The sequence below is a fragment of the Nocardia sp. NBC_01377 genome, from assembly GCF_045040005.1.
Classification (GTDB): domain Bacteria; phylum Actinomycetota; class Actinomycetes; order Mycobacteriales; family Mycobacteriaceae; genus Nocardia; species Nocardia noduli.
The window spans coordinates 1,117,652-1,130,705 of the sequence record NZ_CP109566.1 but is presented as its reverse complement, the minus strand read 5'-3'; the positions used below and the strand labels follow the sequence as shown (position 1 = coordinate 1,130,705).

Annotated in this window: 14 protein-coding genes; 5 read left to right on the top strand and 9 right to left on the bottom strand. The window is 67.0% G+C overall.

Annotated features, from left to right (window positions below):
* Positions 1-23 precede the first annotated feature (23 nt).
* Positions 24-749, bottom strand: coding sequence for a GntR family transcriptional regulator (locus tag OG225_RS05290; protein ID WP_405180640.1), 726 nt, complete (start codon positions 747-749; stop codon positions 24-26).
* Positions 750-895: 146 nt separating this feature from the next.
* On the opposite strand from OG225_RS05290, the gene OG225_RS05285 reads away from it, so the two are divergent.
* Positions 896-2,071: a serine hydrolase domain-containing protein gene (locus OG225_RS05285; RefSeq protein WP_405180639.1), complete on the top strand. Its 1,176-nt coding sequence runs from the start codon at positions 896-898 to the stop codon at positions 2,069-2,071.
* Positions 2,072-2,081: 10 nt separating this feature from the next.
* Here OG225_RS05285 and OG225_RS05280 read toward each other — a convergent pair whose 3' ends face one another.
* Both OG225_RS05280 and OG225_RS05275 read right to left on the bottom strand, forming a co-directional pair.
* Entirely contained in the window at positions 2,082-2,534 is a 453-nt protein-coding gene (locus OG225_RS05280) for a pyridoxamine 5'-phosphate oxidase family protein (RefSeq protein ID WP_405180638.1), read from the bottom strand.
* A 33-nt stretch (positions 2,535-2,567) separates the two neighbouring features.
* Positions 2,568-3,386 (bottom strand): SDR family oxidoreductase, encoded by an 819-nt coding sequence (locus tag OG225_RS05275; protein ID WP_405180637.1) that lies wholly within the window; start codon positions 3,384-3,386, stop codon positions 2,568-2,570.
* 127 nt (positions 3,387-3,513) lie between these two features.
* Between OG225_RS05275 and OG225_RS05270 the strand changes: the two genes are divergently transcribed.
* Both OG225_RS05270 and OG225_RS05265 read left to right on the top strand, forming a co-directional pair.
* The gene (locus tag OG225_RS05270; RefSeq protein WP_405180636.1) at positions 3,514-4,329 is read left to right on the top strand and encodes a TetR/AcrR family transcriptional regulator; all 816 of its coding nucleotides are present in this window, start codon (positions 3,514-3,516) and stop codon (positions 4,327-4,329) included.
* A 210-nt stretch (positions 4,330-4,539) separates the two neighbouring features.
* Complete coding sequence (locus OG225_RS05265; RefSeq protein ID WP_405180635.1) at positions 4,540-5,526, top strand: alpha/beta hydrolase; 987 nt, start codon at positions 4,540-4,542, stop codon at positions 5,524-5,526.
* A gap of 1 nt (position 5,527) precedes the next feature.
* Here OG225_RS05265 and OG225_RS05260 read toward each other — a convergent pair whose 3' ends face one another.
* Complete coding sequence (locus OG225_RS05260; RefSeq protein WP_216913022.1) at positions 5,528-5,851, bottom strand: multidrug efflux SMR transporter; 324 nt, start codon at positions 5,849-5,851, stop codon at positions 5,528-5,530.
* A 78-nt stretch (positions 5,852-5,929) separates the two neighbouring features.
* On the opposite strand from OG225_RS05260, the gene OG225_RS05255 reads away from it, so the two are divergent.
* A complete protein-coding gene (locus OG225_RS05255; protein ID WP_405180634.1) occupies positions 5,930-6,628 on the top strand; it encodes a hypothetical protein in 699 nt (232 codons plus the stop codon).
* A 31-nt stretch (positions 6,629-6,659) separates the two neighbouring features.
* Here OG225_RS05255 and argH read toward each other — a convergent pair whose 3' ends face one another.
* Complete coding sequence (gene argH / locus OG225_RS05250; RefSeq protein WP_405180633.1) at positions 6,660-8,096, bottom strand: argininosuccinate lyase; 1,437 nt, start codon at positions 8,094-8,096, stop codon at positions 6,660-6,662.
* 664 nt (positions 8,097-8,760) lie between these two features.
* On the bottom strand, positions 8,761-9,963 hold the full coding sequence (locus tag OG225_RS05245; protein ID WP_109529977.1) for an argininosuccinate synthase: 1,203 nt from the start codon (positions 9,961-9,963) through the stop codon (positions 8,761-8,763).
* 273 nt (positions 9,964-10,236) lie between these two features.
* Here OG225_RS05245 and OG225_RS05240 point away from each other — a divergent pair, with 273 nt between their 5' ends.
* Positions 10,237-10,413: a hypothetical protein gene (locus OG225_RS05240; protein ID WP_198654665.1), complete on the top strand. Its 177-nt coding sequence runs from the start codon at positions 10,237-10,239 to the stop codon at positions 10,411-10,413.
* Between the two features lie 195 nt (positions 10,414-10,608).
* Here the strand turns inward: OG225_RS05240 and OG225_RS05235 are convergent, their stop codons facing one another.
* From OG225_RS05235 to OG225_RS05225, 3 genes are all read right to left on the bottom strand, one after another.
* Entirely contained in the window at positions 10,609-11,745 is a 1,137-nt protein-coding gene (locus OG225_RS05235) for a Fic family protein (RefSeq protein WP_405180632.1), read from the bottom strand.
* Between the two features lie 404 nt (positions 11,746-12,149).
* The gene (locus tag OG225_RS05230) at positions 12,150-12,617 is read right to left on the bottom strand and encodes a type II toxin-antitoxin system VapC family toxin (RefSeq protein WP_405180631.1); all 468 of its coding nucleotides are present in this window, start codon (positions 12,615-12,617) and stop codon (positions 12,150-12,152) included.
* Positions 12,607-12,873 (bottom strand): type II toxin-antitoxin system Phd/YefM family antitoxin, encoded by a 267-nt coding sequence (locus OG225_RS05225; protein WP_405180630.1) that lies wholly within the window; start codon positions 12,871-12,873, stop codon positions 12,607-12,609. The genes OG225_RS05230 and OG225_RS05225 overlap by 11 nt, the downstream gene beginning before the upstream one ends.
* Between the last annotated feature and the right edge of the window lie 181 nt (positions 12,874-13,054).

Here is a 13,054-nt window from a genome sequence, read left to right as displayed (position 1 = left end):
ACAATTGCGCCGTTATTGCCCGGCTATTGCACGACAGATATATCTTCCGCGGGCGCAAGCAGCCCGGTGTCGGTGGGCAGGGTCGCGATCACCTTCTCGAGCCTGCGGTGGTGACCTTCGGCGATGAGCAGCAGCCGGTCGATGTCGCGGGCGAGGAAGGCATCGAGCATGAGCGCGTGATCGGTGTGCAGGCGCACCCGGTCGGCGCGCCCGATATGCACCATCGACTGCACCGGCTCGGTGACGTTCCACGCCGATTCCAGCATGTGCAGCAACCGGAACATGCGTGAGGGCCGGGTCAGCGCCACATGGAAATGCCGGGACTGCCGGTGGTAGGCGGCCGGATCGTCGTCGCGGATCGCCTGTTCCAGTAGGGCGTTGATCTCCCGTAGTTCCTCGCGGTCGGCATCGCTGGCGTTGGCGACCGCAGCGGCGAGCGACGCGTTCTCCAAAGTCTCACGCACGATGTACATTTCGCGAAGTTCGGCGGCGGTCAGCTGTGCCACGGTGTAGCCGCCGTGCGGCTCGTGGGTGACCAGCCCCTCCCCCAGCAGGGTTTTGAGCGCCTCGCGCACGGGAATGTGGCTGACACCGAATAATTCGGCCACTTCGCGCAGCGGTATCGCCGTACACGGCGGCACCGCCCCGTCGAGGATCACCCGGCGCAGTTCGCCGAGAATGATCTGTGGCCTACCCGGCTCGTCGACAACCAACCTCGCGAGCAGGGCCGAACGTCTCCGTGGAGGCATGGACCCACCGTAGGACAGACGTGTTGCGATCTCGGTTCCTGATGTGACGCTCAGGAAAATGCACAACCACTCGCTGCGGGCGGCGGGATGACGATTCGACCACAGGTCTTACGCTGTACGAGATGACGGAAGGGAGGACACCACCGATGACCACGATTCCGACCACGCAATTCGTCGACCGCCGCTACGCGACCCTCGTCGCCGAATTCGACCGGCTGTTCCGCCGCCCCTCGGACGGCGGCGGCGCCCTCGCGGTCTACCGACACGGCGAACCCGTCGTCGACGTCTGGGCCGGTTACGCGGCCCCCGACCAGCCGTGGCAGCACGACACCGTGGCTATGGCCTACTCGACCGGCAAGAGTGTCGCGTCCACCCTGCTGCACCGCCTCGCCGAACGCGGCCTGCTCGACTACGACGCGCCGGTGGCCGAGTACTGGCCGGAATTCGCGGCGGCGGGCAAGGAACGGATCACCGTCCGCGAACTGCTGACGCATCGGGCCGGACTGCATCGCCTGCGCGGTCTGCTGCCGGGACCGGCGCAGACGTTCCTCGACGACGCCGCGGTCACCGAAGCGCTGGCCGCCGCGACACCCGATCCGCGACATACGGTGACCAGCGGATACCACGGCATCAGCTTCGGACATCTGGTCGCCGAACTCGTGCGCCGGGTGAGCGGCGCCGATTTCACCGAACTCCTGCGCACCGAGATCGCCGAACCGCTCGGCGCCGAGGAACTCTGGTTCCGGGTGCCGGAATCCGAGCGCCATCGCATCGCCCCCAACTTCCCGCGTCTCACCATCGCGGGTATGAGCTGGGACGCCAGCGCGAACTTGCTCGGCCGCACCCGTTTCACCTCGGCCGCCGCCGAGACCACCCCGCAGGGGTTCGCCGATCTGGTCGCCGATCCGCGCCTGCACGATTCGGTCATGCCCGGCGTCAACGGCGTGTTCTCCGCCCGCGCGCTGGCCAGGATGTACGGCGCGCTCGCCGACGGCGGCACGATCGACGGCTACCAACTGCTCCGGTCTGAGACCATCGAGGCGATCAGCACCCGTCAGGTGTTCACCCCCGACTACGTGCTGGCGTTCCGCATTCCGTGGGGCCTCGGATATCACGGTGTGCCGATGAAACCGTCGAAAGCGGAACCGATTTCGGCGTTCGGTCATTTCGGGCTCGGCGGCTCGGGCGCGTTCGCCGATCCGAGCACCGGCATGTCGCTCGGATTCGTCACCAATCGACTCGGCGGCAGGCTGACCCCGCTCGGCGACGCGCGGCTGGCACGGCTGGGCGCGGTCGCCCACAATCTGGCCAAGAAGGGCTAGCCTTCGGGCACTACATCTTCCGGAAATCCCAACTCGTGAATTTGGTGGGTTCCAGACGCAGCCAGGCATGGCGGCCGTCGTAGTGCATCTCGTCGCGGCCCGCGTATTTGCGGGCGAACAACAGTTCGGGGGTCGCCAGGTCCGGGTCGGGCGCGCCGGTCCGGGGAGCCTCGCCCACCGGGGTCAGCACCCCGCGAACCTCCACCCCGCGCAACTCGTTGAACTCACGGCCCGCGTCGATGAGCACGGCGACCTTGGGGTCGCGCACGACATCGGTCCAGCGTTGACTCTTCACCACGGAATTGAGCCACAGCGCCGTTCCGTCCCAGACGAACCACAGGGGCGTCAGGTGCGGCCCGTCCGCGCCGGTCGTCGCCACGCGACAGGTCCGTTCCTCGGCGAGGAAGGCGTCGACCTCGGCCGGTGTCATGGCGATCTTGCGTCCTCGCCGTTGTTCTTTCATCGAATACGACCTCTTTCGGTTGCCGTGTGGCGCTCATCGCCCGAGCATGAAGTTGACCACGGGCGTCGCGGCGGGGAACGATCCGGCCATCCCGGAACTGAAGTATCCGGAATCGGAGGTCAGGGTAATGCCGTTGACGGCGGAGGCGGCGTCGCTGCACAGGAACAGCAGCGGACGAGCCTGTTCGATCGGTCGCGCCGGTTCGGTTCCCGCCACCGCGCGGAAGTCGGCACCGAAGCCGAGCCAGCTGGCGGCGTTGGCGCGGGCCAGCGGGGTGTCCGGGCCGGGGCAGATGGCGTTGATCCGGATTCCCCTGCTGCGCAAGGGCAGTGCCTGCGTCGCGATGTAGGCGCAGACCGCCTGCTTGCTGAACTTGTAGTCCGCTTTGCCGTGCTCCACCGCCCACCGCGCCGCGTCGTGGAAGTCGGTGATCGACAGATACTCCCGCAACAGCGTCAGATTCGACTCCCACCCCAGACCCGCCGAGGAGGAGATGAATCCGATCGCCGCGCCGGACGGCAGCAGATCGGCGGCGAGCAACCGGTCGATCAGGTAGCGGTGGCCGAGGAAGTTGATCCGCTCGATGCCCGGGGTACCGTCGGCGACCCCGGCGGCCACCAGCGCGTGCACCGGCCCGCCGATCTGTTCGAGCGCGGCATCGATGGTGGCGGAGTCGGCCAGATCGAGCGCGATCGTCCGCACGCCTGCCATGGTGATGGGCGCACAGTCGGCGACGATGACCTCCGCGCCCGCGGCGAGCGCGAGTTCGGCGGTGGCGGCGCCCATTCCGGTCGCACCGCCGACCACGAGCACCCGTTTGCCGTCGAATCGGAAGGCGTCGAACAACGTCATTGTGTTCTCCTGTGCCGCGCTGTGCGGTGTCGTGCGAAGCGGCCGGGGTGACGACGCCACCGCAATGCGATCGCCGCTCCCATTTCCGATTCGGTAGTATGCGAGCGCTGATCGCATACTGTCAAGGGTGCTGCCCGACGAGCGGATGGAGGCGAATGCGCTGCTACCGACCCGACCTCGCGCCGTCCACGGCGCCATGACCCGCCCCGACCGCCGGGATCCCGACGCGCCCGAGCCCGGATCGGCGCAGTGGTGGGTCGAACGCGCCGCGACGGAGAACCGGCGCAGGCCGCGCGACGGCGGCCTGTCGAGCACCAAGATCGTCACGGCCGCGGTGGACCTGCTGCGCGAGGACGGCGTCGACGCGCTGACCGTGCGCCGGGTCGCCGAACGTCTCGATACCAGCAGCGCCTCGCTCTATCGCCACATCGCGGGCCGTGACGAACTGATCGCGCTGATCGCCGACCACGTCATGGGCGACATCCGCCTCGCGCGCACCGGCCGCGGCTGGCGCGCCGACGCAGAAGCGCTGATGCACGAGACGCGGCGCGTCATCCTGTCGCAGCCACTGCCCCCGTCGGTGGGCCGCGGCACGGCGGGGTACGGACCCAACACCCTGCGCCTGGTCGACGCCGCGCTGGAATTGTTCCTCGAAGCGGGCAGCGACCCCGAACAGGCCGCTTTCAACACCACCACGATGATCCAATTCGTCGCGGGAGCGGCCGATATCCAGCGCAGTGTCGCCGGTCGCGGCCCACTCGGGGCCTCCCGCTCGGACGGGTTCGACCGCTTGCTCGCCAGCCTGCCCGCCGAGCGCTACATCGCCCTGCGCACCGCGGGCGCCGCGTATGTCGCCGCACCCGCCGACGATGTGTTCGCGCACGGGGTCGCGATGTTCCTCGACGGCGTCGCCAGTCGACTGCCCGCCTCCGACGCGGGGTAGCGCGCAGCGGACCGTCGCACGAGCGCGTAGCCGTGATTCCGAGCCGGAGTTCGAGTGCTCGGGCTCGACCATTCCGCCCTTTCGGGCGCCAGCACCGACTCGGTCCCGAGAGCACGGAACGTCGCTTTCCGGGAAGCGATCGATGATTGCCGATACCCCACAAGATTGTTATTCTCACGATTCAGAATTTCATTCTCGAAGGAGGCGGTCGTGACGATCGACCGGTCGCTACCGAAATTGCGGATCAAGGAACGCGAAATCCCGGTACCTACTTCGGTGAGCGAACAAGCCCGAGCGATCCTCGCACTCGGCCCACTGGCCCCCATCCCCGACTGGCCCGCGCTCGACGACACCGAGGCCTGGCGAAAACTGATCGCCGAGATGGATCGAATGGCCCTCTCGATGGCCCCCACCTCCGAAACAGCAAGCCGGGTCGAGGTCGAGGAGATCTCCGCCGGACACGCACCGGTGTACATCATCACCCCCGACACCTGCGCCCCCGACGACCGTCGCGTCTACCTCGAATTCCACGGCGGCGCGTTCACCCAGGGCGGCGGCGAGATCTGCCGCCGCCGGGGCATCGACAACGCGCTACGCGTCGGCGTCCGGTCCTGGTCGGTCGACTACCGGATGCCGCCGGACCATCCCTACCCGGCACCCCTCGATGACTGTCTCGCCGCCTACCGCGCACTGCTGGAACAACGCGATCCCGCCGATATCATGGTCGGCGGCGTATCGGCGGGAGCGAACCTGGCCGCGGCGATGATCCTCCGAGCCCGCGACGAGGGACTGCCCCTACCAGCGGGAGCCGTCCTGGCCACCCCGGCGGCTGATCTCACCGAATCCGGCGACACCTGGCAGACCAACCTCGGACTCGACAACATCCTCACTGCTCCCGCACCCTCTACACTGCTCTACGCGGGCGCCGCAGACCTGCGCGACCCCTACGTCTCACCACTGTTCGGCGACTTCCACGCAGGCTTCCCGCCAACCCTGCTGCTCTCCGGCACCCGCGACATGCTGCTCTCCGACACCGTCCGCCTACACCGCGCGCTGCGTTCGGCGGGCGTGCGGGCCGAACTGCACGTCTGGGAAGCGGCCGGACACGGCGGATTCCTCGGCCGGGCACCGGAGGACGACGACCGCGCCGAGGAGATCCGCCGCTTCACCACCGCATGCTGGAGTGGCAGCGCGTAACTCAGTGCGCCCCACCGAGTTCCAATGCCAGCACGCCCAGGATCACCAGTGCGACGCCACCGACCTGCACCAGGGTCAATTTCTCGTCCAGGAACAGCGCGCCGATCGTGGCGACCGCCGCCACGCCGATCGCGGACCAGATGCCGTAGGCGACGCCGATCGCCATACCGCGTTTGAGCGCCTGGGCGAGGAAGAAGAACGCGGCGCAGTATCCGATCACCACGATGATCGACGGAATCACCTTGCTGAACCCCTCGGACAGTTTCAACGAGATGGTCGCGGAGATCTCGGAAACGATCGCGAGGGCCAGGAACAGAAAGGTCATGACGGCACCCTAGCGAGGATACGATCGGGTGCGCGGGGACCGGGTCGTCCCCGGGACCGAGAACTTGGGGGATCGGCCGTGGACCTGCCCATGCACGTGGCGGTGGGCACATTGTGCGTCGTGCCGCTGGTCGTCGTCCTGTCCGCGGTCCTCGGCGTCGTCGGCGTACACGCCGAGCACCGCAGGCGTCACGCGCTGCGGCAGTGGGCGGCGGGCAACGGATGGCAGTACGCCGAGGGACCCCACGCGCTGTGGACAGCGCGGATGCCCGGTGCGAACGCGCGCGGCGTCGGCGTCGTCCTCACCCGCGTGCTGGACGGCAGGCGAGTCACGGTCGCGGACTATCACTATCGGACGACAACGAACGAGCGGTCGACGGACGGGACGACACGCACGACCACCCGGACGCACCACTTCGTCGTGACGGTCGTACATCTGGACCGTCCGCATCCGCCGATCGCGGTCGTGCAGCGCGGCACGCTCGGAATACTGCAACGCTCGATATTCGGTGACAAACCGACCGCGACCGGCAATATCTGGTTCGACAACCGCTTCTGGATCGCGAGCCGCGACCCGGGCTACGTCCGCCACCTGGTCGGGCCGGACCTGATCGACGCCCACATCGCGGGTGCCGTGCCCCTGTGGAGCGTCGCGGGCAACGATCTGATGACCTACTCGGCGGGACGCCTGAACCGCGTCCGCGCGATACCCGAGCACATCACCCCGCTGCTACGGGTGGCGAATCTGCTGGGCCGAACGGACGCGTGGTCGACCTGACCGGTGCGGCATCCCGGTCCGGTCGCCGATCTCAGCGCAGCCAGTCACGCAATGCCGACGCCTGCGTCCGCACCTCGTCGAGCTGAGCCATGACCTGCACACCGGCCGTGCCGCCGCGAGCGTTGCGCGAGGCGATGGAACCCTGCACCGTCAGCACCTCGCGCACCTGCGGCGTGAGAGCGGCGTCGACGGCGGTGAATTCCTCGTCGGTGAGTTCGTCGAGTCCGACACCACGGGCTTCGGCCGTCCGGACGCATCCGCCCGCCGCCTCGTGCGCGACACGGAACGGAACACCCTGGCGCACCAGCCATTCGGCGATATCGGTGGCGAGGGTGAAACCCGCGGGGGCGAGCTCGGCCATGCGATCGGTGTGGAAGGTGAGGGTGGCGACCAGGCCCGCGATGGCGGGCAGCAGCAGTTCCAGTTGGGCGACCGAATCGAACAGCGGTTCCTTGTCTTCCTGCAGGTCACGGTTGTAGGCCAGCGGCTGTGCCTTGAGGGTGGCGAGCAGTCCGGTGAGATTGCCGATGAGCCGTCCCGCCTTGCCCCGGGTGAGTTCGGAGACATCGGGATTCTTCTTCTGCGGCATGATCGACGAGCCGGTGGACCACGCGTCGGCGAGAGTGATGTAGCCGAATTCCGGTGTGCTCCAGATGACGACCTCCTCGGCCATCCGGCTCAGATCGACACCGATCATCGCCAGCACGAAGGCCGCCTCCGCCGCGAAATCGCGCGAGGACGTCGCGTCGATCGAATTGGCCGCGGCGGCGGTGAAATCCAGTTCCGACGCGATCTGTTCCGGATCCAGACCGAGCGAGGACCCCGCCAGCGCGCCCGAGCCGTAGGGCGAGACGGCGGCGCGTTTGTCGAAATCACGCAGCCGGTCGATATCACGCAGCAGCGGATGCGCGTGCGCGAGCAGGTGGTGGGAGAGCAGAACCGGTTGCGCCGCTTGCAGATGCGTCTTACCCGGCATCACCGCGTCGGGATGCGCGGCCGCCTGCGCGACGAGCGCGTCGACCACTTCCAGCAGTCCGAAGGCGACGCGACGGACCGCGTCGCGCAACCACATCCGGAACAGCGTGGCGACCTGGTCGTTGCGGGAACGTCCCGCCCGCAACCGGCCGCCGAGTTCGGTGCCGACCCGTTCGATGAGTCCGCGTTCCAACGCGCCGTGCACGTCCTCGTCGGATTCCAGCGGACCGAACGCACCCGAATCAACTTCCGCCGCAAGGCGATCCAGTCCGGCGAGCATGCCGGACAGGTCGCTGTCGGACAGCAGTCCCGCCTTGTGCAGCACGCGCGCGTGCGCTTTGGACGCGCGGACATCGTAGGGGGCGAGCACCCAGTCGAAATGCGTCGACTTGCTCAGCGCGGCCATGGCGGCGGCGGGGCCCGACGCGAAGCGGCCACCCCAGAGCGCACCCTCGTTCGTGCCGCTGTGTGACGAGTGCTCGCTCGATGTCATCGTTGGCTCTCCTTCGGTCGGATGGGGAAGTCGGTCGTCGGGTGGCCGGGTCGGTGGCCACACGGTCGTGACCATCGAACCAGCAGAGCCGAACGTCACCGGCACGCAGGGTCCGTGTGCAGTGTCCGCTGGGGTGTGGATTCCGGGGCGTGCGTCGAAGTGTTCGGGCCGGGTCGAGCCCACCCGACGGTTACCGCAGACCGAGCACCTCCGGAGTGACGACCTGACACCGTCCGTTCCGGCCGATCCGACCGAGATCCGCCGGTCCGTCGATGCCGGACCGGATGGTCCGTGACCAGCCGAACGGTCGACACCGACCGGACCGTCGCTGCCCGCCGACCATCGGCGCCGGCCGATCTGTGGACACCGACCGACCTGTCGGCGCTGGTCGAACTGTCGGTGACCCACCGATCTCCTGCGACGAGTCGATCCGAAACCGGTGGATCTCCACTCGATCGGGGTCGTCCAACGCTGCCCGTGACTGATCAGCGTCCAGGCGGCCGTCCGGCGGTACGCCGATCGTCACCGCGCTCGCGCCCGACAGTCCCGCCGACGTCATCCGGTAGACCGACAGCGGTACCGCGAATCGCGTCGCCCGGTGCCGCCGGGCGAAGCACGCCGACGACGTCGGTGGCTTCATGACACCGACGCCGCGCCCGTGCGACTATTTCTGGTTCAGATCCCGACGCGCGGCGACCTTCGAGGACAGGCCGTGGATCTGCACGAAACCCTTGGCCAGCGACTGGTCGAAGGTGTCACCCTCGTCGTAGGTGGCCAGGTTGAAGTCGTAGAGCGACTGATCCGAGCGACGCCCGTTGACCACGACGGAACCACCGTGCAGCACCATCCGGATATCGCCGGAGACGTGCTGCTGGGTGTCCTGGACGAAGGCGTCCAGCGCGCGCTTGAGTGGGGAGAACCACAGGCCGTCGTAGGCCAGCTCGCTCCAGCGCTGCTCGACCTGACGCTTGTAGCGGCCCAGTTCACGCTCGATGGTGACGTGCTCGAGCGCCTGGTGCGCGGTGATCAGGGCGATCGCGCCCGGCGCCTCGTAGATCTCGCGGCTCTTGATGCCGACGAGCCGGTCCTCGACCATGTCCAGGCGGCCGACGCCCTGGCGGCCCGCGCGGTGGTTCAGTTCGACGATGGCTTCGAGCACGCTGACCTGGCGGCCGTCGATGGCGACCGGTACGCCCTTGTCGAAGCTGACGATGAGTTCGTCGGGGGCTTCGAAGTTGACGGTCGGGTCGGCGGTGTAGTCGTAGACGTCCTTGGTCGGCGCGTTCCACAGATCCTCGAGGAACCCGGTCTCGACCGCGCGGCCCCACACGTTCTGGTCGATGGAGAACGGCGACTTCTTGGTGACGTTGATCGGGAGTTTGTTCTCCTCGGCGAAGGCGATGGCCTTCTCCCTGGTCCACGCGTAGTCGCGGACCGGCGCGATGACGTTCAGATCGGGCGCGAGCGCGCCGATGCCGACCTCGAAGCGGACCTGGTCGTTGCCCTTGCCGGTGCAGCCGTGCGCGACGGTGGTGGCGCCGTGGAACTTGGCCGCTTCCACCAGATGCTTCACGATCAGCGGTCGGCTGATCGCCGAGACCAGCGGGTATTCACCCATGTACATGGCGTTGGCCTGGATGGTGGGCAGGCAGTACTCTTCGGCGAACTCGTCACGCGCGTCGACGACGACGGCCTCGACCGCACCGCAGTCGATGGCTCGCTGGCGCACCACGTTCATGTCCTCGCCGCCCTGACCGAGATCGATGGCGACGGCCACGACCTCGGCGCCGGTCTCCTTGCCGATCCAGCTGATGGCGACGGAGGTGTCAAGCCCACCGGAGTAGGCGAGTACGACGCGATCGGACATGTCTGTGTGCTCCTCGGTTCTCTTCGTGTCTCAGCAGTATGAGGCCCGCGCCTGCGAGCGGTGAGCGCGACCCGGACCCGGCACATCGGGACCTCTTCGACCGGCCCGCGCCGTCATACAAATGATTATGCACGATGATGCAAGCTCATTCATAACCGGGGGTGGCCACTCTGCCTGCCTGCACATATTGTGTCCGAAACCAGCCTTGGCCGCGCCCCCACGCTGTGGAAGTCTGGACCTATCCATCCGGCTCGGATGCGAAAGGACCGACCTATGTTCAGCACCATCATCGAACCCCTCCGGGATCTGGCCGAACAGAATCGCGACCTTCTCGGTTTCGTCGTCATCGGCCTCGGCAACTTCGGCCTCGGAGTCACCAAATTCGGCCTCGACCTGGCGACGCCCCTGCTCCAGCAGTTCTTCTCCGAGTATCCGCCGGGCCACTACTGACCGGCGCCGCCGCACGCCCCTCGGCCACGGTGTGCTGCGGCGGACGGGGCCGGCCTGAACGGACATTCTTCGACGGAAAAGACAGAAACCCGTCGCTCGCGGTCGACTTTGTCCGCCCAAGCCGGAACCTACGCGACAAGGGCGCCGTCGAGTAGCGCGGTCACCACGTCCCGCTGCGCCGCGGACGATCACCCGCTACGAACGATAGGGATCGACCAAGCCGCTGGGGGTTCGTGCGAGCTCCAGCACAGCATCCGGAAAGCGTTCCCCCGCGACGTAATAGCGTGCCCTCGTCCGTCCGACCGGAGTCAATACAGCGCGTTCGGTCAATGCCTTCAGGTCTCGTTGAGCTTGCTGCACGCTCAGCCCCTCGCTCGCTCCGTACCGAGACCTGCGAACCCTGCCTGCCATCGCGACGTCGTGCAGTGCGGACACGATGCGCTCGTCGAGTCCGGAGCGCATCGCGAATTCCGACGATCGCTCCCACACCCGACCCGATCGTTCGAACCTCGCGCGCACCGTCTGCGCCTGCTGGTGGTAGGCGAGCAAGTTGAAGCTGATCCATTCGGAGACATCCTGATCCGGCCGGTAGTGCGCGCCGCGGCGGGCCAGCACCTGGTAGTACTCCCACGTGTTTCCCGGCCGTCCGAGCCACGCCTCGATCGATGAGAACTCGGGCGCCAGCACACCCTCCCGGGCGATCAACAGCGTCTGCAAAGAGCGTGACATGCGGCCGTTGCCATCGCACCAGGGATGGATCGACACCAGATGAAGGTGGGCCATGGCGGCCCGAACGAGCGCATGCGTGTCGTCGCGAGCGTTCAGCCAGTCCACCAGTTCCTCTGCCAGTGCGGGGATCTGCTCGACGGGAGGCGCGGTGTAGGCAGCGATGCTGGGGTCACGCGCGTCCGTCACGTAGACCGGGCCGCCGCGCCATCGACCGGCAGGCTTTCGGGATGTATGCCGGTGCCCCTGCAAGATCCAGTGGAGCGCGTTCAATTGCCCCTTGTCGAATCGGAAGTCGGGCGCGTCGTGCAGCGATTGAAGGTAGGTCATCATCCGCTGATAGGCGAGAGTTTCCTCGCGGTTCTCGTCGGAGACGTCCACATCCTGCTCACCGGCCATCAGGTCCTCGACGTCGACCGTCGACACCTTGAACCCCTCGATCGAGTTCGATGCGGCGACCGCGTCGGCGGTAAGAAACTTCCGAAGCCCGCCCGTCCATTTCGCGGGGACACTCTGCACCTGATGACGAAGCTGGTCACGCATGCCCTCGACCTCCGCCAAGACCCGCTCGTCCTGCTCGGTCAGCCGCGGAGTCGGATACAACATCTCTCCATGATTCATTGATGTGATCATTACGTCAACAAGGCCGTGAGACGCGCCGCGTCGGAAGCGCGGCTGTGATACCGCGGCCCGCCGCGTCGTAATGTGCGGCCGTCATTTCGTTGCGGGTGCCGATAGCAGGAGGGCACAGGACTCTGAACCGCCACGTCCCGCAATTGCATGGCGACCGCCGACAGACTGGGCAGACGATCACCTGTCTCGGCGACGCGCACGGTGTCGTGGAAGAGACCGGAGGCGTCGTAGCCGAATCCGAGACGATCCCCGACCTAGGACGGTCTGTCCGTCCACAGGACGTCGGGATATCCGCGCAGGTCCGCGATGAGGTCGGGCACCGTGTCGCACAGGGCCAGATTGATCAAGCACGACCACCGAGGATCGCCGGCTGCGAGTCAGTTCTCGCGGGGCACCACGGGCCGGGTGACGGGCACAACGGTCAACAGGTTCTCGAGTCCTTTGAAATCGTCGGGGTTGGTGGTGAAAAGCGGCAGGCCTTCGGCGATGGCGATCGCGGCGATCATCAGATCGGCAACACGACGCCGCGGTTTGCGACCGGCGCTGATGACCGCCGCGCTGACGCGTCCATAAATACGTGCCGCCTCCGCATCGAACGGGATGGGGTCGAATTCATGCTCGGCACGTTGAAGCACATCGAGGCGGCGGGCGCGCTCGGCATGTTCGTCATAGTCACTCTGTTCGTCTCCACGCCGAACTTCGTGCGGGCCGGCGGATAGTTCGGCGAGAGTGATGGCCGTGATCGCCAGTTCGTCCGGCAACTCGGCCGGATCCACCCATCGTCTCAGGATCATGATGTTGGTGTCGACCAAACCCTGGGTGGGAGTGTGCGATTCAGCGGTCATAGGGGTCGTCCATGTAATGGTCGACGGTAAGTTCCTGGTCCGCCCGGAAGACAGCGAGGTCGACATCGGGAGCGGTCCTCGACATCGCCGCGAATTCGTCGCGGGAGACGAAACGGCGACGTCGGCGCAGCGGAACGAGTTGGCCGATCTGATGCCCGTCGCGGGTGACCGTGAACGTCTGCCCATTCTGGACCGCGTCCATGATTTCCCTGGACCTGCTGCGCAGATCGCGCTGAGTGATCTCGGGCACGCTCATGAGGACGACGATACCGCAGTGTGCCACACGGTGCTACAGGGTGGCGCATACCCGGCCAGTCCGCAACTCCGTTCTCGGTCACCGTAGCGACGAGATCGTCAACTCCGGCACCTGAAATGACCGCCTCGACACAGCAACTGCACTCGACGAGATCGAGCGAGTCGCACAGAATTCATGAGAA

Bases quoted from the DNA above. Each gene is read 5' to 3' on its own strand.
- OG225_RS05275 (WP_405180637.1), bottom strand. From the start codon at position 3,386: ATGACGTTGTTCGACGCCTTCCGATTCGACGGCAAACGGGTGCTCGTG.
- OG225_RS05285 (WP_405180639.1), top strand. From the start codon at position 896: ATGACCACGATTCCGACCACGCAATTCGTCGACCGCCGCTACGCGACC.
- argH (WP_405180633.1), bottom strand. From the start codon at position 8,096: ATGACATCGAGCGAGCACTCGTCACACAGCGGCACGAACGAGGGTGCG.
- OG225_RS05245 (WP_109529977.1), bottom strand. From the start codon at position 9,963: ATGTCCGATCGCGTCGTACTCGCCTACTCCGGTGGGCTTGACACCTCC.
- OG225_RS05280 (WP_405180638.1), bottom strand. From the start codon at position 2,534: ATGAAAGAACAACGGCGAGGACGCAAGATCGCCATGACACCGGCCGAG.
- OG225_RS05230 (WP_405180631.1), bottom strand. From the start codon at position 12,617: ATGACCGCTGAATCGCACACTCCCACCCAGGGTTTGGTCGACACCAAC.
- OG225_RS05225 (WP_405180630.1), bottom strand. From the start codon at position 12,873: ATGAGCGTGCCCGAGATCACTCAGCGCGATCTGCGCAGCAGGTCCAGG.
- OG225_RS05240 (WP_198654665.1), top strand. From the start codon at position 10,237: ATGTTCAGCACCATCATCGAACCCCTCCGGGATCTGGCCGAACAGAAT.
- OG225_RS05290 (WP_405180640.1), bottom strand. From the start codon at position 749: ATGCCTCCACGGAGACGTTCGGCCCTGCTCGCGAGGTTGGTTGTCGAC.
- OG225_RS05260 (WP_216913022.1), bottom strand. From the start codon at position 5,851: ATGACCTTTCTGTTCCTGGCCCTCGCGATCGTTTCCGAGATCTCCGCG.
- OG225_RS05235 (WP_405180632.1), bottom strand. From the start codon at position 11,745: ATGTTGTATCCGACTCCGCGGCTGACCGAGCAGGACGAGCGGGTCTTG.